This is a genomic window from Brevundimonas sp. AC546 (assembly GCF_979258305.1).
In genome coordinates, this window is record NZ_OZ409849.1 from 2737258 (window position 1) to 2759545 (window position 22288).

Below are 22288 nucleotides of genomic sequence, written 5' to 3' on the forward strand. Positions count from 1 at the left end.
TGAGCGGAATGAGAATCAGCGGTCCCAATCGCCGACAGCCGCCTGCCACAGGGTCATGGCGGCGATGGCGGCGGTGTCGGCGCGCAGGATGCGCGGGCCCAGCGAGACGGCGGTGGCGAAGGGCAGGGACCGCAGCCGCTCGCCCTCTTCCGGCGAAAAACCGCCCTCCGGCCCGATCAGGATGGACCATTTCCGGTCTTGGGGACCCTCGCCTGCCTCGCGTAGCGCCGACATCGCCGGCGCGCCGCCGGTCTCGTCGCAGAACATCAGCCGGCGCCCAGAATCGGGACTGGCCTCCCAGCCGTCCAGCAGGGCGTCCAGCTTCATCGGGTCGTCGACGGCGGGCACGTCCATGCGGCCGGTCTGTTCGGCGGCCTCCTCGGCGATGGCGTCCAGCCGATCCAGGCGGATGCGGTCGGCATTGGTCCGCTTGGTCAGGACCAGCCGCACCCGGCGCGCGCCCAGTTCGGCGGCCTTTTCGACGATGGTCTCGACCCGCGCCTTCTTCACCACGGCGACGATCAGCTCCAGATCGGGACCGTGTGCCTGGGGCCGAACCTGTTCCTCGGCGCGCAGGATGACGCCCTTCTTCAGCACCTCGGCGATGGTGCAGCGCCATTCGCCTTCACGGCCGTTGAACACCAGCAGGTCGTCCCCGACCTTCAACCGCATGACTTGGGTCAGATAGCGGGACTGGTCGAGGGTGGGCGCGACGGGGGACCCTTCCGCCAATGCCGACTTCACATGCAAACGTATCATCGGCTCAGTAGTGATAGCGGCACTGGATGATCTCCAGGCCCGTTTCGGTCATGCGATAGATGAGGCGATGTTCCTGATTGATGCGCCTGGACCACCATCCCTTCAGGTCGCCTCTCAGCGGCTCCGGCAGGCCAGATCCCGTAAATGGAGTTCTCGAGCATTCTTTGATCAAGGCGTTGATTTTGGCGAGAAGCTTTCGATCAGTTTCTTGCCAGTAGATATATTGGCTCCAGGCCCGGCCGGAAAAGACGACATTCACTCGATCAGCTCGCGCACCTGACCCTTGCCGGCTTCGAGTTCCGCGATGGACGCCATCAGCTGTTCGCGGTTCGCCGGGCTGCGCAGCAGATATTCCGTCTCCTGCCAGGAGGCGAAATCTTCCAGCGACATCAATACCGCCGCCGGCTTGCCGCCCTCGCGCGTGATGATGGTGTAGTCGTGATCCGCCGTCACCCGGTCGATGGCCGAGGCGAGGTTTTTGCGCAATTCGGTGACGGACATGGCGTTCATGACGTCTATGTACGATATTTTGTACATGATTTCAAGACTGCCAGACTGCCAGACTGCCAGACTGCCAGACTGCCAGACTGCCAGACTGCCAGACTGCGAGCCTAGCCTGTGATCGCCATGTGGTCGATCATCGCCTGTCGCGCTTCATCCTCGGTCCCGTAGAGGCCGGATTCGAAGACCGGAAACTCTGTCTCCCAAGGCGCGATCCCCGGCGCAGACACCGTCTGTCGCTTCCAGTCGGCGAAACTGTAAAGTCCATCGGCGCGGCAAACCAGTTCCGTCCATTCGCCAGGCCCTGCACCATCCTGCCGCCGGAGTATGTCCCGTGGCGGGTGGACGAACGGCGCGACGACGGGTTTGGCGACGGGCTTCAGTCGCTGACCCAACCAATCTCCAAAGCGTTCGAACGGCCCCTTTTCGATCAGCGCCATCGTACTGTCGTCGTCCTAAAGCGTCCGCGCGATCAACAGCTTCATGATCTCGTTGGTGCCGCCGTAGATGCGCTGGACCCGCGCGTCCTTGTACAACTGAGCGATGGCGTATTCGTTCATGTAGCCATAGCCGCCATGCAGTTGCAGCATCTCGTCGATGGTCTCGCCCTGGATGTCGGTGACCCAGTATTTGGCCATGGAGGCTGTGGCGGCGTCGAGCTGACCCTTCAGGTGCAAACCGATGCAGTGATCGACGAAGACCCTGGCGACGGTCAGTTTGGTCTTGATCTCGGCCAGTTTGAACTGGGTGTTCTGGAAGTCGAGGATACGCTTGCCGAACGCCTTGCGCTCCTTGACGTAGGCCAGCGTCGCCTCAAGGCCCCGCTCTGCCGCGGCGACGCCCTGGACGGCGATGTTCAACCGCTCCTGGGGCAGTTGCTGCATCAGCTGGACGAAGCCCTGGCCCTCGCCGCCGCCGATGATGTTGTCGCCCGGAACCTTCACATCGTTGAAGAACAGTTCGGAGGTGTCGTTCCCCTCCATGCCGATCTTGTGCAGGTTGCGGCCGCGTTCGAAGCCTTCCGCCCCGTCGGTCTCGACGACGATCAGCGACGTGCCCTTGGCGCCCTCGGCCGGGTCGGTCTTGGCCACCACGATGACGAAGTTGGCCAGTTGCCCGTTGGTGATGAAGGTCTTGGAGCCGTTGACGACATAGCCGTTGCCGCTCTTGACCGCCGTGGTCTTTATCCCCTGCAGGTCAGAGCCCGCGCCCGGTTCGGTCATGGCGATGGCGCCGACCAGTTCGCCCGAGGCCAGGCGCGGCAGCCAGCGCGCCTTCTGCTCCTCGGTGCCGTAATGCCAGATGTAGGGGGCGACGATGGCGTTGTGCAGCGAGATGCCGAAATGGTCCGCGCCCTTCCAGCCCAGCTGGCGCATCAGCACGACCTCGTGGCGATAGTCTCCGCCCATGCCGCCGTCTTCTTCGGGCATGGACAGGCCCAGCAGGCCGTCGGTCCCGGCCTGGGTCCACAGGTCGCGCGGCACGGACGAGTTGGCGATCCATTGCTGGACCTTTTCCGGCGGTGCGTGCTCGTCGATCCATTTGCCGACGCTGTCGGAGAAGAGGGTGATCTCCTCTTCGCGCATGAAATCGGGGTCGGGGCTGCCCAGCACGTTCATTGTCATGTCTCCTCCCCACTCCGTGGGGAGGGGGACCGCGAAGCGGTGGAGGGGCTCTGGCCACCGCTGGGTTTCAGGAACGAGCGACGGAAAGAGCCCCTCCGTCACGGCGCCGAAGAGGCGCCGCGCCACCTCCCCGCAAAGCGGGGAGGAGACGGGTTATCCTCAGAACGCCTCGGCCGGCATGGCCATCAGCACGTCGGCGCCGGTCTTCATCTTCTTCAGGTGGGCGTCCGCGTCGGGCAAGATGCGCTCGACGAAGTAGCGGCCGGTCTGAAGCTTGGTGGCGTAGTAGGGGTCGGTCGAGCCGGCCTCGACCTGTCCTTGAGCCACCTTGGCCATCTGCGCCCACATGTATGCCAGGGCCGTCAGGCCGAAGACGTTCAGATAGTCGGTCGAGGCGGCGCCGGCGTTGTCCGGGTTGGCCATGCCGTTCTGCATCAGCCACATGGTGCCGTCCTGCAGCTTGGCCTTGGCGTCGGCCAGGCCGTCGACGAAGGGCTTGATGGCTTCATTGCCGCTGTTCTCGGCGACGAAGGCGTCGATCTCGCCGAACCAGGTCATGATGGCCCGACCGCCGGCCGCGGGCAGTTTGCGCCCGACCAGGTCGAGCGCCTGGATGCCGTTGGTGCCTTCATAGATCATGGTGATGCGGGCATCGCGCAGATACTGCGAGGCGGGGAAGTGTTCGGTGTAGCCCGAACCGCCGTGCACCTGCATGCCCAGCGAGGCGACGTGGAAGCCCTTGTCGGTCAGATAGGCCTTCAGCACCGGCGTCAGCAGGCCCATGTAGTCCTTGGCCTTGGTGGCGACAGCCTCGTCTTCGGACTTCTCCAGATCGGCGTGCAGGGCGGTCCACAGGATGAAGGCCTGGCCGCCTTCGACGAAGGCGCGGGCCTCCAGCAGCATGCGGCGCACGTCGGGGTGGACCATGATGCTGTCGGCCGGACCGTCCGGGTTCTTGGGTCCGGTCAGGCTACGGCCTTGCAGGCGGTCCTTGGCGAACTCAACGGCGGCCTGATAGGCGGCGTTGCCGATGGCCAGACCTTGCAGGCCGGTGCCCAGGCGGGCCTCGTTCATCACCACGAACATGTTGTTCATGCCCCGGCCTTCCTGGCCGATCAGCCAGCCCTTGGCGCCGTCGTACTGCATCACGGCGGTGGCGTTGCCGTGGATGCCCATCTTGTGCTCGAGGCCGGCGCATTCCAGGCTGTTGCGCTCGCCGAGCGAACCGTCCTCATTGACCAGGAACTTGGGCACGACGAACAGCGACAGGCCCTTGATGCCCGGAACCGCGCCTTCGACGCGGGCCAGCACCGTGTGGATGATGTTGTCGGCGAAGTCGTGCTCGCCCGCCGAGATCCAGATCTTCTGGCCGGTGATCGAATAGGAGCCGTCGCCGTTCGGCACGGCCTTGGTGCGCACCATGCCCAGATCGGTGCCGCACTGGGGCTCGGTCAGGTTCATCGTGCCCGACCATTCGCCGGTCGCCATCTTGGGAAGGTATTTCGACTTCAGCTCGTCCGAGGCGTTGGCGTGGATGCCGGCGTAGGCGCCGGCCGTCAGGCCCGGATACATCGAGAAGGCGGCGGATGCGCCGGCCGTCATCTGACCGAAGGCCGAGGCCACCACGCTGGGCATGCCCTGGCCGCCATAGGCCGGGTCGGCGGCCAGCGCCATCCAGCCGGCTTCCGACATGGCCTTGTAGGCTTCCTTCCAACCCTTGGGACCGGTCACCACGCCGCCCTCGGACCAGTGGCAGCCTTCCTTGTCGCCCGGATTGTTGATCGGGGCGATGACCTCGTCGGCGAACTTGGCGCCCTCTTCCAAGATCTGGCCGACCAGATCCGAAGAGACGTCCTGGAAGCCCGGCTGGTTGGTGTAGCGGTCGATCTCCAGCACTTCATTCAGGATGAAGGTGAAGTCGCGGACAGGCGCCTTGTAGGCCATGGATTACGCTCTTGCTTTGAAGGGGTGGTGATGGTCGTGGTTGAGACGCGCGCGCAGCAGCTTCTCATAGTCTTCGGCGCCCGGCAGCAGGTCGGGGCGGTGTTCGGAAAGCTTGGATTCCATCCAGTTGCAGGCCTGTTCGGCCGTCTCGATGGCGCCTTCGATGTCTTCCAGCTGCTGCTTCAGCGCCGCGATCTGGGCGCGGTGCCGCACCAGGGCCACGGCCATCTGATGGACGTTGTGGTCCTTCTGATCATAGAGATCCATCATGTCCTGGATCTCCTGAAGGGTGAAGCCGATGCGGCGGCCCCTCAGGATCAGTTTCAGCCGGGCGCGGTCGCGAGCGTCGTAGACGCGGGTCTGGCCCTTGCGCGCAGGGGTCAGCAGGCCCTTGTCCTCATAGAAGCGAAGGGCGCGCGCCGTAGCTCCGAACTCGCGGCAGAGCTGGCGGATGGAATAGGTGCGGTGGTCGTCGGCGGTGGCCATACGCCAACATAACTTGACGTGCGCGTAAAGGAAAGCGCTTTACGCGCACGTAAGGGTAAGCTTTTCGTGTGCCGAGCTTACACGCATGAAAAAGCCCGGAACCTGGGGGGAGGTTCCGGGCGCAAACGCCGGACAGCAGGGGGGAGAGGGGTCCGACGTTCGATCTCTTTCAAAAGGCCTTGCGACGACCCAGCAGGACCGGGACGGTGAAGGCCAGCAGGATGGCGTTGACCACCGCTAGACCCACGTCCTGGCTCATCGCGTGGATGACCAGCATGGTCGATTCCAGCACGATCAGTCCGGTCGCCGCCGTCATCAGCAGCGGGCGTCCGATGCGCCATGAGATCAGCGGGCTGAGCACGCCGATCGCCAGAACCAGCTCCACGATGCCCAGGCCGCGCACCATGTTTTCGGGCGCGACTGCGGGCCAGCCCATCAGATTGATGAGGTTGGTCATCGGTTCGGTCAGCTTGGCGTAGCCGGCGGCGATGAAGAACATCGCGATCCAGCCCTGCAGCGTCCAAAGGGCGATGTTGGCGTAGGCGGCGCGGCTGCGCGAAGGGGCGGTGGTGAAGGTGGAGGTGGTCATCGGGGGAGGAACCTGATTTCGTAACAGTCGCGATATCGGATTGGGGATCGCCGTTCGCAAGGGGGGATATAGCGGCGCTTTCGATATTTGTCATCAAGCGATGACATCAGCCGATGACATCAGTTGATGACTTTGTGTTACGGGCCGGGGCGTCTGGTCCGATTCCCGACGCCCCACAACCCCGATACGCGTGGCGCCCTACTGTCGGATCACCGAGATTCCCCGCGCGGCCAGCAGGTCCTGCACGCTGTCCGCGCCCGCAAGGTGGCCGAGCCCCACGGCAATGAAGGTCGTGCCGGAGCCTTCGAGCAGGGTCTCGATCTGCTCGGCCCAGTCGGCGTTGCGGCGGGCCATGAAGATCTGGTGCGTCTCTTCGGAGATGGCGCGCCCATTCTCATGCGCATACTGGGCCATGGCGGCCTGATCGTCGGCGATCCAGCCGGCGACGACGCGATCCAGATCGGCGGCGGCCTGATCGTAGGTCGTCAGATAGTGCCGCAGATAGGTCATCTGGCCCGCGTCGCTCATCCGCGCCAAGCCGCCGATCTGCTGGTCGATGGTCTCGAACCCGTGGATGGGTTTACCGGCCGCCAGAGCCCGGGCGCGCAGGTTGATCTCGACGCCCAGCGCCGGGTCGTATCCGGCGGCCGTCAGCGGGCCAGTGGCGATCATCAGGGCGGCGAACCAGGGCCGGAACGGGTCGATTTGTTGCGCGGTCAGACCGGCGGCCGGGGCGGCCTTGGCCAGGGTCGCCTGTTCCTCGGGCGTCAGCCAGCTGGACAGGGGGCGGTCCGGCGACAGGCCATATTGCTGGAACAGCGGCACGAGCGCGGCCTGGTCATCCGGGTTGGTGACCTCGAACCAGACGTCCGACGCACTGTCGAAGGCGGCGTCCACCTTGTCCGATCCCCAGGCTGTGCCGGGTTTCAGCAGATGGATCGTGCCATAGAGATAGACGGTTGAATCCACGTCCCGGACGACCCACAGGGGCGGGCCGTCGCCAGCGGCGCGGGCGATAGGAGCAGGGGCGACAGGCGTCTCGGCATAGGCTTCGCCAGCGAAAATGGCGGCCCAGGCGGCGAGGCCCAGCGCCATGCCGGCGCCGATGGATTGGACGCGCGAAGCCGCGCGCCCCAGAGTGATCTGGAGGTTCATGGTCGTATCCTTGGTTTCAGGTTTGGGTGTGGCGCGGCGCGGGATGCGCCGCCGCCGGATCAGACGGCGAAGAGGTCTTCGACTGGATGGTTCAGGGTGCGGGCTAGGCGAAAGGCCAGGCCCAGCGACGGGGCATAGAGGCCGGTCTCGATGGCCCGCAGCGTCAGGCGAGAGACGCCGAGGCTTCTGCTGAGCTGGCCCAGCGACATCTGCTGCTGGTTGCGCAGGTCGCGCACGCGGTTGGCGACCCGGCTCATCCGGCCCGCCGGTTCAGCAGCAGGGCCAGGCCATAGCCGACCGCCTGCCCGCCCAGCAGGCAGAGAAAACCGGTCGCCGCCCAGGCGGCGGGTCCATGCAGCAACAGCGATTCCGTCAGGGTCACGCCGTTGTTCAGCAGGGCGACCAGTGCGGCGGCGCCGGCGACGACGCCCAGATTGCCGCCCGTCCACCAGGCCTTGCGGTGCGCGTGGCGCGACGTCTCGTCCAGCCCGCGCCACCAGACGCCATTATAATGGATCATCGCCAGCGTCAGGCCGATCAGCATGACAGCCAGGCCCAGCGAGGGCGGGGCGCCAAGACTGCTGGGCCACAAGGGCGTGTCGACCTTGGCGGTAAGGCTGACGGCGGCCAGGGCCGCGGCGATGGAAATGACGGTCTTCTGGTCGTGGGTGTATTCAGTGCGTTCGAGATGTTTCATGACAAGCTCCCCTGTCGTTGTGACAAGGGAGCTTTACGGGCTATATCGACGGTAAGTCAAGCGTCATTTACATAGCGACAATGACGCTTTCCTTTTGGTCATTCCTCTGGCTGCACCCCCGGCGTCTGGACGATCAGGTCGCCTGGCTGGCAGTCCAGTTCGCGGCACAGGGCGTCCAGGGTGGAGAAGCGGACGGCGCGGGCCTTGCCGGTTTTGAGAATCGACAGATTGGCCAGGGTGACGCCGACGCGGTCGGACAGTTCGGTCAGGGACATGCGGCGTTCGAGCAGCAGCCGGTCCAGCTGGATCATGATCATGACGCGCCCCTCTCAGACCGTGGTCATCTGTTCGTCGCGCATGGCCGACCCCTGCCGGAACACCTCGGCCAGGATGAAGACCACCAGAATGCCCAGCCAGGACCCGAGGCTGAAATCATAGTCGGAGGCGGACTGGCCGATGGCCTGGGGCGCGACGATGGACAGCATCAAGGCGGTCAACTGGATCCCCAGCAGGCCGAACCCGACCGCTTGCAGGCGTTTGACATTGGCGAACTCGAAGGCGTCGCCCTGATTCACCGCCAGCAGGATGCGTCGCAGGCGATTGATGATCCACCAAGTGAAACCGCAAGCCAGGAAGGCGCCCAACAGCACCAGGCGTTCGGCCAGACCGAGGGTCTGGGTAAGGTCGTTGGGGTCGTCCTTCAGTCCGTCGATAAACCCGGCGGCGGCGTCTGGCGAAATCAGGCTGATGATCAAGCCGATCGCCGTCGCGACGACAGCGATCGTCACGAAGACATTGAGGAAGCCGAGCAGCCACCGCAGAGCGCTGGCGGCCGACCGTTTGCCGACGAGTTTCATCTTGATAGCCCCTCCAATCGAGTCGCCCTCCGCGACCGCCTTGGTGACTATCGATATGGATTTATCGATAAACGGACAAGAACATTATCGATAAACGAGATGAAGCTTTCGTAAGGTTCGGCGTCAGGCAGTGAAGCCCCAGGCAAGGCGGGCGGCTTCCAGTCGGTCCAGCTTGGCTTGGAAGGGCGCCCAGTCGTCGCCGGTGGCGATGGCGGCCCAGATCGCCTCGACCTCGTCGATCAGCATCTCCTCGGGCTCGCGGGCGGCGAACATTGGATGCTCCAGCCGTTCGACCCGGTCGGGCTCATGCTCCAGCAGGGCGAAGCGGAAGGCGTCGAAGGCCTCGCCCTGATACAGTTTCGCGCGCGGTCCCGACAGGGCGCGGGCCGAGGAGGCGAAGCCGCCGAACCAGTCGAAGAACAGCGGCTCCCATCGCATCGCCGCGCCGCCTTCGCGCAACAGCGCCAGGGTCGCATCCACCAGCCGCTGGTCCGCCGCCTCGCCCAGGCTGCGCACCCCCAGCCGCATCAGGAAGGCGGCGCGCAGTTCGCGGATATAGGCCGGCCCGAACCCGTTCAGCGCCTGCGTCAGCGGCTCGACGTCGGCGACCAGTTTCAGACACCCGGCCAACTGCGTCAGGTTCCAGAACACCGCCTCGGGCTGGCGCGCGAACGCATAGAGTCCGGTCTGGTCGAAATAGGCGGCGGTGAAGGCCGGGTCGTACTCCGGCAGGAACCGCCAGGGGCCATAGTCGAAGCTTTCGCCCGTGACGTTCAGATTGTCGGTGTTCAGCACCCCGTGCACGAAGCCCGCCGCAATCCACCGCGCGGTCAGCTTGGCCGAGGCCTCGACGATGGCGGCCAGCAGACCGGGTGTGTCACCCGCCGCGACGGTCGGATGATACAGGGTGCGGACGTGTTCGATCAGCGCCTCAATCTGATCGACCCGCCCCATATAGGCGGCGCGCTGAAACGTCCCGAACCGCACATGGCTGTGCGACAGCCGCACCAGGACGGCGGACCTTGTGGGCGACGGCTCGTCCCCGCGCTCCAGCGCCTCGCCGGTCTCGATCAGGGAGAAGGCGCGGCTGGTCGGGACGCCCTGCGCCTCCAGCATCGTCGCCGCCAGCACCTCACGCACCCCGCCCTTCAACGTCAACCGCCCATCGCCGCTGCGCGACCACGGCGTCGTGCCAGAGCCTTTCGTTCCCAAGTCGAGAAGTCGACTTGGGGCGCTACCACTCGCGACGCGGTCGCTCGTTGCTTGAGCGCACGGTGTTTCGCGCATCTGCGCCGCGAGGAAGCCGCGCCCGTCGCCCAGGTCGGGATTATAGTGGCGGAACTGATGGCCGTGATAGCGCATGGCGATGGGGCCGGGCTGGCCGGGCAGGGGCTCGAACCGGCCGAAGGCGGCGATCCATTCCGCCTCGCTTAACCCCTCCAGCCCGACCTCGGCGGCGGTGCGCTCGTTGCGGAACCGCAAGATCGTCTGCGGGAAGTCGGCGGCCTGAACCGCATCGGCATAGTCGGCGCCCAGGTCGAAGAAGCGCGGTTCGGGGCGGTAGGCGAGGGAGACGGGCATGGGAGGCTAGGTGCGTGTCCGAAGGGGAGAGCGCAACCGCCTCGTTTGTCTTTCGTCATCCTCCGGCGCGAAGCGACCGGGGGACCCAGCGGCGCGCGAGAGCGCGACCCTGTGGCGGACTGCATGTCTCAGCATCGTGCGGCGGATGGATTTCGCCTTCGGCGCCGCTGGCTTCCCCGGTCTCGCTGCGCTCGCCGGAGAATGACGAAAGAGGGGAGAGATGGTTGGCTCAAGCGCTGGCATCCTCTATCCTGACCTCAGCCATCAGGTCGCTCCGCGCGGCCAGGCCGGCGCGCTCCGAAGGGGCGACGAATCCGGTCCGACGCCCGTCGATAACCTGGCGTCACGACAGCTTCAGTATTCCGATGGAGGCCGCCGTGGCGCGCAAACTGACACTCGATTTCCTCAAGACCGAGACCGCATCCGGCTCGGCCCTGGCGCTGGCCGCCATCGCCGCCGTGCTGGTGGCCAACTCGCCGTGGGGCGGGGATTATTTCACCTGGCTGAAGAGCTATCACGTGCTTCAAATCGGCCCGATCCGGCTGGAGGAGACGATCTCCGACTGGATCAAGGAAGGTCTGATGGCGATCTTCTTCCTCGTGGTGGGGCTGGAGATCAAATACGAGATCGTGCGCGGCGAACTCAGCGATCCGCGCAAGCTGGCGACGCCGGTGCTGGCGGCGCTTGGCGGCATGGCGGGACCGGCGGCCGTCTATCTGTTGCTGTCCGCGACAATGGGGGCGCCCCACGCCGGCTGGCCAATTCCGCTGGCCACCGACATCGCCTTTGCGCTCGCCATCTTCGGCTTCGTGGGCAAGGGGCTGCCGTCGTCGCTGCGGGTCTTCCTGCTGACGCTCGCCATCGTCGACGACCTCGGCGCCATCGCCCTGATCGCCGTGCTGTTCAGCGAGGGCGCCAACTGGACGCCGCTGTTCTGGGCCCTGGGCGCCCTGGCCGTCGGCGCCGTCGCCGCGCACCGCATCCGCATTCCGGCGCCCTTCTGGGTGCTGGGGTTCGGCCTCGTCTGGTATCTGACGGTGCTGTCGGGCCTCAGCACCTCCCTGACCGCCGTGGCCTTCGCCATGATCGTGCCGATCAAGGGCCGGGCCGAAGACGGCCAGAGCCCGCTGAAGGAGGCGATGCACGACCTGCATCCGTGGAACGCCTTCCTCGTCCTGCCGCTGTTCGCCTTCGCCAAGGCAGGCGTGTCCTTCGCCGGCCTGTCGATGGAGCAGGCGTTCGCGCCCCTGGTCGTCGCCATCGCCCTGGGCCTGTTCTTCGGCAAGCAGATCGGGGTCATGGGCGCCGCCTGGCTGGCCTCGGCGCTGAAGATCGGCGCGCGGCCGACGGGCGCCAGCTGGCTCCAGGTCTATGGGGTGTCGCTGCTGTGCGGAGTGGGCTTCACCATGAGCCTGTTCATCGGCGTCCTGGCCTTCCCCGGCGCCGTGGATTCGCCCGAACAGGTCGAGGTCAAGCTGGGCGTCATCGGCGGCTCGATCCTGTCGGCGATCGCGGCGGCTATCGTGCTGGGTTTCGCCGGCCGACGCCGCCAGGTCGATCCGGCCGCCTTGCAGCTTGAGGTCGAGCCTCTGGGGCCGAAAGACGGGCAAAAACTTACCTAACGTCAGCGTTTTATGTCTCTTCCCTGACACACAAAGGCGAATCCGCGGCGAAAAATCGTCGCGGGTAACAACGCTCGCTTGTCGGTGGGGCCGAAGCGCGCTTAGCCTAGCGATAACGAACGATCCCCCAAGAAGGGGACGTCGATTTGGGAACAGGAAACGCCGTGATCGCCTGGTGCGCTCATGGCTTCAGAGCCGGGAGGACGCCTATGCGCCGCAATCTTCAACTCAAAACCACTGTGTCCGCCGCTGTCGTGGGCGCCGTCGTCTTCGGCCTCGCCGGGGGCTTCGCCGGCGTCGCCGCCGCGCAGGAAGCCCCGGCGACCGTGGACGACATCATCGTCACCGCCCAGAAGCGCGAACAGAGCCTGCAGGACGTGCCGATCGTGGTCACGACCCTGTCGCAGGAACTGCTGGACGGCGCAGGGGTCCAGGACATCAAGGATCTGCAGATCCTGACGCCCGGGATGACCGTCACCTCGACCCAGTCGGAAGCTTCCACCACCGTCCGCATCCGCGGCGCCGGCACCGTGGGCGACAACCCCGGCCTGGAAAGCTCGGTCGGCGTGGTGATCGACGGCGTCTATCGCTCGCGCAACTCGGTCGGCTTCGGCGACCTGGGCGAACTGAGCCGGATCGAGGTCCTGAAGGGTCCCCAAGGCACACTGTTCGGCAAGAACACCTCGGCCGGCGTCATCAACATCATCACCGAGCGCCCGTCGTTCGACCCGTCGATCTCGGCGGAACTGACCGGCGGCAACTTCGGCGCCATCGGCGGTTCGGTCTCCGTCACGGGCGGTCTGACCGATCAGATCGCCGGCCGCCTGTTCGTCGCCCACCGCGAGCGCGACGGCTTCTACGACGTCAACAACGGCGACGGCCCCAACAGCCGCACCGACGACAACACCCAGGATTACTGGACTGCGCGCGGCCAGCTGCTGATCCTGCCCAGCGACGACGTGTCGGTTCGCCTGATCGCCGACTACACCAAGCGCGACGAGTTCTGCTGCTCCGCCGTGCAGACGCGCGTCGGTCCGTCTCAGGCCTTCATCGCCGCCCTGACCGCGCCCAACGGCCCCGGCCAGACGCCGCCGGTCGCGGGCTTCGGCACGGTGCCCTTCTCGCGCCTGGCCTATTCCAACCGCGAGACCCCCCAAGAGATCGAGGACATGGGTCTGTCGGCGGAAGCGACCATCGACTTCCCCAGCATCAACGCCACCCTGACGTCGCAGACCTCGTGGCGCGACTGGTCGTTCCAGCAGGGGATGGACCTGGACTATACCGGCGCCGACATCCTGTACCGCGCCAACGACGGCTCCAACGGCTACGGCGTCGACAACCTGACGCAAGAGTTCCGCCTGGCGGGCACGTCGGACAAGCTGGACTGGCTGGTCGGCCTGTTCGCCACCAAGGAAGGCGTCTATCGCGACGATAGCTACGTCTATGGCTCGGACTACAACGCCTTCGCTTCCTTCCTGCTGACGGCGTCCTTGCCGGCCGCCGTCGGCGGTCCCAGCCCGTCGCGCCTGGGCTGCTTCACCAACCCGAACGGTTTCTTGGTCGGCACGGCCGGCGCGGGTGCGGGCCAACCGCTGTGCGTTATCGGCGCTGTGCCGCCCAGCGCCGCCGCCCCGACCTTCTCGGCCGGCAAGGCGTATCAGGACCACTATTCGCAGCGTTCGGAATCGGTGGCCCTGTTCACCAACAACACCTACCGGGTGACCGAGGCCTTCGATATCAACCTGGGTCTGCGCTACACCTATGACAGCAAGCGTCTGCTGGGTATTCAGGACAATCTGGGCAGCAACGGCGCGGCCTGCGGCGGCGCCCTAGCCAACCAGAACCCGGCCAACCGTACGGTCTCGCCGATCCCCGGCACCGCCAATGTCGCAACCCCGGCCGCCGCGCTGGGCCTGTTGTGCCTGCCCTGGTCCAACCCGCTCTACGACAATCGCCGGATCCAGGAGAAGTTCAGCGACACCGACCTGTCGGGCACCATCAAGGCGTCCTACCGGTTCAATCCGTCGGTCATGGTCTATGGCTCGTATGCGCGCGGCTACAAGGGCGCGGGTTACAATATGGACCGGGTGCAGACGGGCGTGACGCCGGACGCCTCGCTGTTCTTCGACGCCGAGACGGTCGACAGCTATGAGGCGGGGATCAAGACGACCCTGTTCAATCGCACCATGCTGCTGAACCTCACCTACTTCGACCAGAAGTTCGAGAACTTCCAGCTCAACACCTTCCTGGGCACCGCCTTCGTGGTGGAATCCATCCCCGAGCTGAAGTCGCGCGGCGTCGACGCCGACATGGTCTGGTTCACCCCGGTCGAGGGCCTGTCGTTCCAGGGCGGCGTGACCTACACCGACGCCAAATACGGTGACTTCGGCGCCGGCGACCTGTCCAGCCCCGGCCGCTTCCCGCAGTTGTCGCTGCTGCCGGGCGCACGCGCGTCGTTCGCCCCGGAATGGTCGCTGACCGGCGCCCTGGCGTTCGATCGCGAGCTGGGCGGCGGCCTGCGCGGCGGGTTCAACCTGTCGGCCAAATATTCGACCGAATACAACACCGGCTCGGACCTGCTCCCCTACAAGAACCAGGACGCCTTCACCGTCGTCAACGGCCGCGTCTCGATCGGTTCGGAAGACGAGCGCTGGACGCTGGAGGTGTGGGGTCAGAACCTGCTGGAAGAAGAATACACCCAGGTCGGCTTCGCCGCGCCGCTGCAGGGTACGGCCTTCGCCAACACCACGACGCCCCAGGCGGACGGCACCTTCTATAATATCGCCACCGACACGGCGACTTACAACGCCTACCTCGGCGCCCCGCGCACCTACGGCGTGACGCTGAAGGTCAGATACTGATCGTCAGCCCACAAGGCTGAACGACCAAGGGCCGACCGGGCAACCGGCCGGCCCTTTTTCTTTCTCGAAAGCCGTATCCGAGAACGACAGGACCTCTGAATGTGGTTCGTCAGTCGGCCTGCGGCAAAACCAGCGTGAACGGTTCGATAAACCCGCTTCGCCAATTGTTCAGCCTGGCATACGCGGCACGTCCATAGGCTGCCCACGCGTCATGTTGTGGTGCTGCTCCCGGCTTTCGTCTTCCGCCCGCCGCCATTGTTGCTCGGTCATGCAGATACGCTGCGGCCGGTTCGACCCGACGACATGCTCTCTGCGGCAGATTTTGCGTTCCACGGGGCGGTCGGGTTGGGGGCGCTCGGCCGCTGTTGCATTCTGGGGCGGTGCATCTTGCATCGAGATCAGGGCCAGGGCGGTAGCGAGTGCGGTCATCATGGATTGCGATCCTCAAGCTTTGATCGGCGATCTTTGTTTTTTTCGAGGGTGAATGCAATCGTCAGCGGGCCGGATCATGGGTCATGGCGTGCAAGCGTTCGACGCCTATTGGACATTGATCCTACTAGGAGCCAGCGCCTCGACATGCTTTCTAAGGTAGTGAGTTCATTGGTGACGTTCTTCTCCCAAGCTGATCTATCGTGAATGTGCATAGTGTCTGAACGAAAGATTTGGTCGCCATAAGTCGACAAACCTAGCTGCCTTGGAGAAACCGTTGAGCACCACTGAATCGGTTGTCGTCGGCTTTGCTCTCGCCGCTCTTGTTGGCGGAGCCGGGATTAGCCAAGATTTATCCAATGTGATCATTCCGCACGTGACGTTAGAGGTGGCGGGTGACGCTGACCACACCATCCAGCACACCATAACAATCAGTACGGAGGGGCCTCGCCCGGTTCGGACCGAACGAGATTTGGAGAGGCTTGGCTGGACGGCCATCCGAGTTTCGGAACGGGGAACAGACCGCATAACCTCGAACGATTGTCCGGCGTTGAGGCAGGTAGCACTAGGCTTTCGCGATTTACCCGTCATTCAGAATGACACGTGGGCCACGCGCATCTTCAGTGAAACCTCGACGATTATGCCCACGATGAAGGACGGCTTCTCGACCCAGATCCGATTTGTTTCAGCCGCAGTATCGGTGGAAGCAACAGGCGGGCCTTACGGCAAATGGGGACATGATGCCGTGTCGGCGCTGCTTCAGTGCTGGGACCCTTTGATCCCGGAAAATTCAAGCCGATACTGGGAGCGGAACACGCCCTAATATGAGCAGTAGATGGCGCCAGCTGCGCCATTAGTGTCCATTTCCCACCCTTTGCGGGCCCACCGAGGGTCCGCAAAGGGCTGATCGACCTCACTCCACCACTGTCCCCGGCCTGGGCTTGGCCAGTTCGCGCTGTCCCGCCGTCGAGCGGTGCAGGATGCGGCGGCCCCAGCCGGCGATGTCGTCGACGATGGTGAAGATGGCGGGGATGTAGAGCAGGGACAGGAAGGTCGAGGAGATCAGTCCGCCAAGCACGGCGATGGCCATGGGCGAGCGGAACTGAACGTCGGCCCCGACCCCCATGGCGATGGGCACCATGCCCGCCCCCATGGCGAAGGTGGTCATCAGGATGGGACGGGCGCGCTTGTGCGCCGCATCCATGATGGCCTCGTGGCGCGGCATGCCGTCCCGCTCGGCCATGATGACATAGTCCACCAACAAGATGGAGTTCTTGGCCGCGATCCCCATCAGCATCAGCACCCCGATCAGGGCGGACATGGAGAAGTTGGCGCCGCCGATGGCCAGGGCGATGAAGGCGCCGCCGATGGCCAGCGGCAGGGCCGCCATGATGGTGATCGGATAGGCGAAGCTTTTGAACAGCAGCGTCAGAACCGCATACATCAGCAGGATGCCCGAGGCGAAGGCGATGGCGAAACCGGTCAGCATCTCCTGGATGAACTCGGCGTCGCCGGCCGGCACCTGGCGCACGCCGGCGGGCAGGTTCTGGACCGAGGGCAGGCGGTTGACCGCTGCGCCTGCCGCGCCGGTGGCGATGCCGTCCAGCTCGGCGCTGATCGAGGCGATCCGCGACCGGTCCTGGCGGGTGACGGTGGCGGGGCCGGCCCCGAACGCGATGTCGGCGACGGCGCTGAGCGGCACGGAGTTTCCGCCGTTGCCCGGCACGCGCAGATTCTCCAGCACGGTCAGATCCTCGCGCGCGTTCTCCGTCAGCTGCAGGCGGATCGGGATCTGGCGGTCGCCCAGGTTATATTTGGGCAGGTTCTGATCCACGTCGCCGATGGTGGCGACCCGCACGGCCTGGGAGATGGCGCCGGCCGAGACGCCGGCTAAAGCCGCCTCGTCGGGGCGCGGCGTGACCAGGATTTCGGGGCGGGCGATGGCGGCCGAGTTGACGATATTGGCCAGGCCGGGGACGCCGCGCATCTCCTCTTCGACCTTGCGCGCCGCGGCGTTCAGGGCGTCGGGATTATCGCTCAGGATCGAGAAGGTGTAGCTTGTGCCGTCGCCGGGACCACCGCCCGACTGGGCGATGCCGGCGCGGATACGGGCGCCGGGAATCTGTTTCAGCTCATCGACCATGGCGCGGGCGAAGGCCTGCTGGCTCAGGTCGCGGTCGCCCTTGGGCACCATGTCGGCATAGACATTGGCCTGGGTCACGTCCTGACCGCCTACGGCGGCGTAGACCGAGGTGACCTCGGGGCGGGCTTCAAGCCGCTTGGTGACTTGCTGAACCACGGCGTCGGTCTGGCGCAGGGTCGAGCCGGGCGGCAGTTCGACCTGGAAGGCGGCGCGGGCCACGTCGCCGGGCGACATGAACTCGAACGACATCTTGGCCACAACGGCCGTGGCGACGGAGCCGACCAGGAACAGCACGCCGAGGATCAACACCTTCCAGCGGTTGCCCAGCGACCAGCGCAGGGCCTTCAGATAGCCCGACATCCAGAAGGGATCGCGGTCCTCGTGATTGGTGTGTTTCAGGATGAAGGCCGCCATCAGCGGCGTCAGCGTCCGTGCGACCAGCAGCGAGAAGGCCACGGAGACGCAGGCCGCCAGGGCGAAGGCCTTGAAGAACTGACCGATGATGCCCGGCATGAAGCCGACGGGCGCGAACACGGCGATGATGGTGGCGGTGGTGGCCACGACCGCCAGGCCGATCTCGTCGGCCGCTTCCAGCGAGGCGTCATAGGGCGGTTTGCCGTCGCGCATGTGGCGGACGATGTTCTCGATCTCCACGATGGCGTCGTCGACCAGGATGCCGATGGTCAGCGACAGGGCCAGCAGGGTCACCACGTTCAGCGACTGGTCCAGCGGGCCCAGGATGGCGAAGGTCGGGATCAGCGACATCGGCATGGCCATGGCTGCGATGAAGGTGGCCCGCCAGTCGCGCAAGAAGATGAAGACGATGATGACCGCCAGGACGGCGCCCAGCAGCAGGGCCTCCAGCGAGGCGAGGTAGGATTCCTCGATCTCCTCGACGCTGGCGGTGACCTGGCTGATCGTCAGTTCGGGATGGGCCTCGTCGAGTTTCTTGACCTCTTCGCGGACCTTTTCGGCGACCTTGACCTCGGAGGCGGTCCGCGAGCGCAGGAAGTTGAAGGTGACGGCTTCCTGGCCGTTGTAGCGGGCCAGGCGGCGCGGCTCGCTCCATTTATCCTCGACCTTGCCCAGATTATCCAGGCGCACCGTCTTGCCGTCGCCCAGCGGGATCAGGGTGCCGCTGAGCTGTTCGACCGAGGTCGCGGCGCCCAGGGTGCGCACGGCGCGCTCGGACCCGGCGATGGTGACGCGGCCGCCCGGCAGGTTGTTGTTGACGTTGTTCAGCGCCTGGCTGACCTCGGCGGCGGTGACGCCATAGGCGGCGAGCCGTTGCGGATCCAGCTCGACGCGGATCTCGCGATCGACACCACCCGAGCGGTTGACCTCGCCCACGCCGCCCAGGGCCAGCAGGCCGCGGCTGACCTCATTGTCGATGAACCAGCTGATCTCTTCCGGCGTCATGGTCGGCGAGCGGACCACATAGGTGATCAGGGCGTCGCCTGTGATGTCGATGCGCTGGACCGCCGGTTCCTGCATGTCCTGGGGCAGGCTGGCGCGCAGGCCGGTCATGGCGTTGCGCACGTCGTTGGTCGCGCGGTCAGTGTCGGTGCCCAGCTCGAACTCGATCGTCGTGGAGGACACGCCGTCGGTGATGTTCGACGTGATGTGGCGCACGCCCGACAGGCCGGCCAGTGAATCCTCGATCAGGCGGGTGACCTGGACTTCCATTTCCGCCGGGGCCGAGCCGGGGCGGGCGGCCGTGACGGCGACCAGCGGGAAGTCGATGTCGGGGTTGGAGTTGATCCGCATCCCCATGAAGCCGACCACGCCGCCGAGCGTCAGCAGCAGGAACAGCAGGATGATCGGAATCGGGTTCTTGATCGCCCAGGACGACATCTGGTTCATGGTCGTCGGTCCTACTTCTTCGCCGCCGGGGCCGCAGGCTGGGCGGCAGGCGCGGCCTGCGTATTGCCGACAGCCTGGGCGACGTTGACGCGGTCGCCTTCGTTCAGGAAGCCGGCGCCGTCCACCGCGACGCGGACGCCGACGTTGACGCCGCTGACCGCCGTCTGGGCGTCGGTGCGCGACAAGACCGTCACCGGCTGGAAGTGGACCGTGCCGTCGCCGTTCACGACGAAGACGCCGGGCTTGTTCTCGCGATACAGCACCGCGCCGGTCGGCACGGTGGTCGCCGGCTGGTCGCCGACGGCGATGTCGGCGCGGGCGAACATGCCGGGACGAAGCTGGGCGCCGGGCGCCAGCGAGATGCGCGCCAGACCCAGGCGCGTGGTGGCGTTGACCTCGGGCGTCACGATGCGGACCGAGCCGGTGGTCTGACCGGCCTCGCTGGAGGAGACGGTCGCCGATTGACCCGCGCGGATCAGGCCCAGCTCGGTTTCCGGCACCTGGGCGTCCAGCTCAAGACGGCCGTCGCGGACCATGCGGAACAGTTCGGTTCCGGCGGCGATGATCTGGCCCTTGGTCACGCTGCGGCTGATGATCAGGCCGCCGACGGGCGCGCGGATGGTCGCCTGGGACAGCTGGGTCTGGGTCTGGGCCAGGGTGGCGCGGGCGGCGGCCAGATTGGCGTTCGACGCGCGCTGGTTGGCCAGGGCGGTGTCCAGCGACGCCTGGCTGAGGAAGCCGCGTTCCTTCAGCTGCTGGGCGCGATCCAGCGCGGCGTCGTCGCGCGACACATTGGCCTGGGCCAGCTGGACCTGGGCCTGCTGCTGCTGCAACTGGGCGCGCAGCAGGACGTCGTTCATCTGCACCAAAGGCTGGCCCTGACGGACGTAGGAGCCTTCGTCCACATAGACGGCGACGGCGGTCAGGCCGCCGGTCTCGGCCGCCACCGGCACCTCTTCCCAGGCCGAGACGGTGCCCGATGCGGTCACGGTGCGGTTCAGGTTGGTCTGGGCCACGGTCGCCGCGCTGATGGTCTGGCGCGAGCCGCCGCCGGCCTTTTCGTCCTTCTTTTCCTCGCCATGTCCGCCGCAGCTCGCCAGCAGGAAGGCCGACAGGGCCATGGCGCCGAGATTGAGAGCGGTTCGGGTCGTCTTGGACACGGGGGATTTCCTCGGTTGCAGGCGAAGCGGATCGCCGGCTCGCGCCGGTTCTCGGGAGGCTTGTCCCATACCGCGTCCGCGAGCCGTTCTCAAACGCCGAAACGGTTTATTGCCAAGGCTTAATGTGACGCAGGCGCGGGCTGGATGGGCCGTGCGGCTGGTCCCCGCCCTCTACGCGTGATAGGGGCGCGCGGATGACGACTCCCCCTATCTCGAACATTCGGAACTTCAGCGTGGTCGCGCACATCGACCATGGCAAGTCGACCCTGTCCGACCGACTGATCCAATACACCGGCGGCCTGACTGCGCGCGAGATGTCCGAGCAGGTGCTCGACAACATGGACATCGAGAAGGAACGGGGCATCACCATCAAGGCGCAGACCGTGCGCCTGAACTACAAGGCCAAGGACGGGCAGGACTATGTCCTGAACCTGATGGACACGCCCGGCCACGTGGACTTCGCCTATGAGGTCAGCCGCTCGCTGGCCGCCTGCGAAGGCTCGCTGCTTGTCGTGGACGCCTCGCAAGGGGTCGAGGCCCAGACCCTGGCCAACGTCTACCAGGCCATCGACAACAATCACGAGATCGTCCCCGTCCTGAACAAGGTCGATCTGCCGGCCGCCGAGCCCGAGCGGGTCCGCGCCCAGATCGAGGACGTGATCGGCATCGACGCCTCCGAAGCCGTCCTGTGCAGCGCCAAGTCCGGCATCGGCATCGAGGACGTGCTGGAAGCCATCGTCACCAAACTGCCGGCGCCCAAGGGCGACGCCAATGCGCCGCTGAAGGCCATGCTGGTGGACGCCTGGTACGATCCCTATCTGGGCGTCGTCGTACTGGTGCGCGTCTTCGACGGCGTGCTGAAGACCGGCATGCGGGTCAAGATGATGCGCAACGGCTCGACCCATTTGATCGACCGCGTCGGCGTCTTCCTGCCCAAGAACACCCCGGTCGATCAGCTCGGCCCCGGCGAGGTCGGCTTCATCACCGCCCAGATCAAGGAAGTCGCCCACGCCGCCGTCGGCGACACCATCACCGACGAGAAGAAGCCGACCGCCGAACCGCTGCGAGGCTTCAAGGAAGTCCAGTCGGTGGTCTTCTGCGGCCTGTTCCCGGTGGACGCCGCCGATTTCGAGGACCTGCGCGCCGCCATCGGCAAGCTGCGCCTGAACGACGCCTCCTTCACCTACGAGATGGAATCGAGCGCCGCCCTGGGCTTCGGCTTCCGCTGCGGCTTCCTGGGCCTGTTGCACCTGGAGATCATCCAGGAGCGCTTGAGCCGCGAGTTCAACCTCGACCTGATCGCGACGGCGCCGTCGGTGGTCTACAAGATCGGCCTGCGCGACGGGTCCGAGCTGGACCTGCACAATCCGGCCGATCTGCCCGACGTGATGCAGATCGAGACCATCTCCGAGCCGTGGATCAAGGCCACCATCCTGACCCCCGACGAGTATCTCGGCAGCGTGATCAAGCTGTGTCAGGACCGCCGCGGCCAGCAGATCGAACTGTCCTACGTCGGCAGCCGCGCCATGGTGGTCTATGAGCTGCCGCTGAACGAGGTCGTGTTTGACTTCTACGACCGGCTGAAGTCGATCTCGAAGGGCTACGCCTCGTTCGACTACGAGATCACCGAGTACAAGGTCGGCGACCTGGTCAAGATGAACATCCTGGTCAACGCCGAGCCGGTCGACGCCCTGTCCATGCTGGTCCACCGCGCCCGCGCCGAGACGCGCGGCCGGGGCATGGTCGAGAAGATGAAGGAACTGATCCCGCCCCACCTGTTCGTCATCCCGATCCAGGCGGCCATCGGCGGCAAGATCATCGCCCGCGAGACCGTGCGCGCCCTGCGTAAGGACGTGACCTCGAAATGCTACGGCGGCGACGCCACCCGCAAGAAGAAGCTGCTGGAGAAGCAGAAGGCCGGCAAGAAGAAGATGCGCCAGTTCGGCAAGGTCGAAATCCCGCAGGAAGCCTTCATCGCCGCCCTGAAGATGGACGACGATTGATCCTCGTCCATCG

21 protein-coding genes are annotated in these 22288 nt (G+C 65.6%); 4 read left to right on the forward strand and 17 right to left on the reverse strand.

Going from position 1 to position 22288, the window contains the following annotated elements:
* Positions 1-15 precede the first annotated feature (15 nt).
* From ACZZZD_RS13540 to ACZZZD_RS13605, 14 genes are all read right to left on the reverse strand, one after another.
* Positions 16-759, reverse strand: coding sequence for a 16S rRNA (uracil(1498)-N(3))-methyltransferase (locus ACZZZD_RS13540; RefSeq protein WP_463435680.1), 744 nt, complete (start codon positions 757-759; stop codon positions 16-18).
* A gap of 4 nt (positions 760-763) precedes the next feature.
* Positions 764-1018, reverse strand: a complete 255-nt coding sequence (locus ACZZZD_RS13545) for a Txe/YoeB family addiction module toxin (RefSeq protein WP_463435681.1) — start codon at positions 1016-1018, stop codon at positions 764-766.
* Positions 1015-1260 carry a type II toxin-antitoxin system Phd/YefM family antitoxin gene (locus ACZZZD_RS13550; RefSeq protein WP_463435682.1) on the reverse strand — a complete coding sequence of 82 codons (246 nt, stop codon included), beginning with the start codon at positions 1258-1260 and terminating at the stop codon, positions 1015-1017. The genes ACZZZD_RS13545 and ACZZZD_RS13550 overlap by 4 nt, the downstream gene beginning before the upstream one ends.
* 110 nt (positions 1261-1370) lie before the next feature.
* Positions 1371-1700: a hypothetical protein gene (locus tag ACZZZD_RS13555; protein ID WP_463435683.1), complete on the reverse strand. Its 330-nt coding sequence runs from the start codon at positions 1698-1700 to the stop codon at positions 1371-1373.
* A gap of 15 nt (positions 1701-1715) precedes the next feature.
* Entirely contained in the window at positions 1716-2879 is a 1164-nt protein-coding gene (locus tag ACZZZD_RS13560) for an acyl-CoA dehydrogenase family protein (protein WP_463436136.1), read from the reverse strand.
* A gap of 165 nt (positions 2880-3044) precedes the next feature.
* The gene (locus ACZZZD_RS13565) at positions 3045-4829 is read right to left on the reverse strand and encodes an acyl-CoA dehydrogenase C-terminal domain-containing protein (RefSeq protein WP_463435684.1); all 1785 of its coding nucleotides are present in this window, start codon (positions 4827-4829) and stop codon (positions 3045-3047) included.
* A gap of 3 nt (positions 4830-4832) precedes the next feature.
* Complete coding sequence (locus ACZZZD_RS13570; protein ID WP_135193530.1) at positions 4833-5315, reverse strand: MerR family transcriptional regulator; 483 nt, start codon at positions 5313-5315, stop codon at positions 4833-4835.
* A 169-nt stretch (positions 5316-5484) separates the two neighbouring features.
* Positions 5485-5904, reverse strand: a complete 420-nt coding sequence (locus ACZZZD_RS13575) for a DoxX family protein (RefSeq protein WP_463435685.1) — start codon at positions 5902-5904, stop codon at positions 5485-5487.
* Between the two features lie 198 nt (positions 5905-6102).
* Positions 6103-7059, reverse strand: coding sequence for a TraB/GumN family protein (locus ACZZZD_RS13580; protein ID WP_463435686.1), 957 nt, complete (start codon positions 7057-7059; stop codon positions 6103-6105).
* A 59-nt stretch (positions 7060-7118) separates the two neighbouring features.
* A complete protein-coding gene (locus tag ACZZZD_RS13585; RefSeq protein WP_463435687.1) occupies positions 7119-7316 on the reverse strand; it encodes a helix-turn-helix transcriptional regulator in 198 nt (65 codons plus the stop codon).
* Positions 7313-7756, reverse strand: a complete 444-nt coding sequence (locus ACZZZD_RS13590) for a hypothetical protein (protein WP_463435688.1) — start codon at positions 7754-7756, stop codon at positions 7313-7315. The genes ACZZZD_RS13585 and ACZZZD_RS13590 overlap by 4 nt, the downstream gene beginning before the upstream one ends.
* Before the next feature lie 98 nt (positions 7757-7854).
* On the reverse strand, positions 7855-8073 hold the full coding sequence (locus tag ACZZZD_RS13595) for a helix-turn-helix domain-containing protein (RefSeq protein ID WP_463435689.1): 219 nt from the start codon (positions 8071-8073) through the stop codon (positions 7855-7857).
* A 12-nt stretch (positions 8074-8085) separates the two neighbouring features.
* Complete coding sequence (locus tag ACZZZD_RS13600; RefSeq protein ID WP_463435690.1) at positions 8086-8613, reverse strand: DUF2975 domain-containing protein; 528 nt, start codon at positions 8611-8613, stop codon at positions 8086-8088.
* A gap of 123 nt (positions 8614-8736) precedes the next feature.
* Positions 8737-10194, reverse strand: a complete 1458-nt coding sequence (locus ACZZZD_RS13605; protein WP_463435691.1) for a protein adenylyltransferase SelO — start codon at positions 10192-10194, stop codon at positions 8737-8739.
* Positions 10195-10571: 377 nt separating this feature from the next.
* Here ACZZZD_RS13605 and nhaA point away from each other — a divergent pair, with 377 nt between their 5' ends.
* Positions 10572-11816, forward strand: a complete 1245-nt coding sequence (gene nhaA / locus ACZZZD_RS13610) for a Na+/H+ antiporter NhaA (RefSeq protein WP_463435692.1) — start codon at positions 10572-10574, stop codon at positions 11814-11816.
* A 209-nt stretch (positions 11817-12025) separates the two neighbouring features.
* Complete coding sequence (locus ACZZZD_RS13615; protein ID WP_463435693.1) at positions 12026-14677, forward strand: TonB-dependent receptor; 2652 nt, start codon at positions 12026-12028, stop codon at positions 14675-14677.
* A 168-nt stretch (positions 14678-14845) separates the two neighbouring features.
* Here the strand turns inward: ACZZZD_RS13615 and ACZZZD_RS13620 are convergent, their stop codons facing one another.
* Positions 14846-15109 carry a hypothetical protein gene (locus tag ACZZZD_RS13620; RefSeq protein WP_463435694.1) on the reverse strand — a complete coding sequence of 88 codons (264 nt, stop codon included), beginning with the start codon at positions 15107-15109 and terminating at the stop codon, positions 14846-14848.
* A gap of 274 nt (positions 15110-15383) precedes the next feature.
* Here ACZZZD_RS13620 and ACZZZD_RS13625 point away from each other — a divergent pair, with 274 nt between their 5' ends.
* A complete protein-coding gene (locus ACZZZD_RS13625; protein ID WP_463435695.1) occupies positions 15384-15929 on the forward strand; it encodes a hypothetical protein in 546 nt (181 codons plus the stop codon).
* Positions 15930-16019: 90 nt separating this feature from the next.
* On the opposite strand, the gene ACZZZD_RS13630 is transcribed toward ACZZZD_RS13625, so the two are convergent.
* A complete protein-coding gene (locus ACZZZD_RS13630) occupies positions 16020-19112 on the reverse strand; it encodes an efflux RND transporter permease subunit (protein WP_463435696.1) in 3093 nt (1030 codons plus the stop codon).
* A gap of 11 nt (positions 19113-19123) precedes the next feature.
* Positions 19124-20272 (reverse strand): efflux RND transporter periplasmic adaptor subunit, encoded by a 1149-nt coding sequence (locus tag ACZZZD_RS13635; RefSeq protein WP_463435697.1) that lies wholly within the window; start codon positions 20270-20272, stop codon positions 19124-19126.
* Positions 20273-20466: 194 nt separating this feature from the next.
* Between ACZZZD_RS13635 and lepA the strand changes: the two genes are divergently transcribed.
* Positions 20467-22275, forward strand: a complete 1809-nt coding sequence (lepA, locus tag ACZZZD_RS13640; RefSeq protein WP_463435698.1) for a translation elongation factor 4 — start codon at positions 20467-20469, stop codon at positions 22273-22275.
* The last annotated feature ends 13 nt before the right edge of the window (positions 22276-22288 follow it).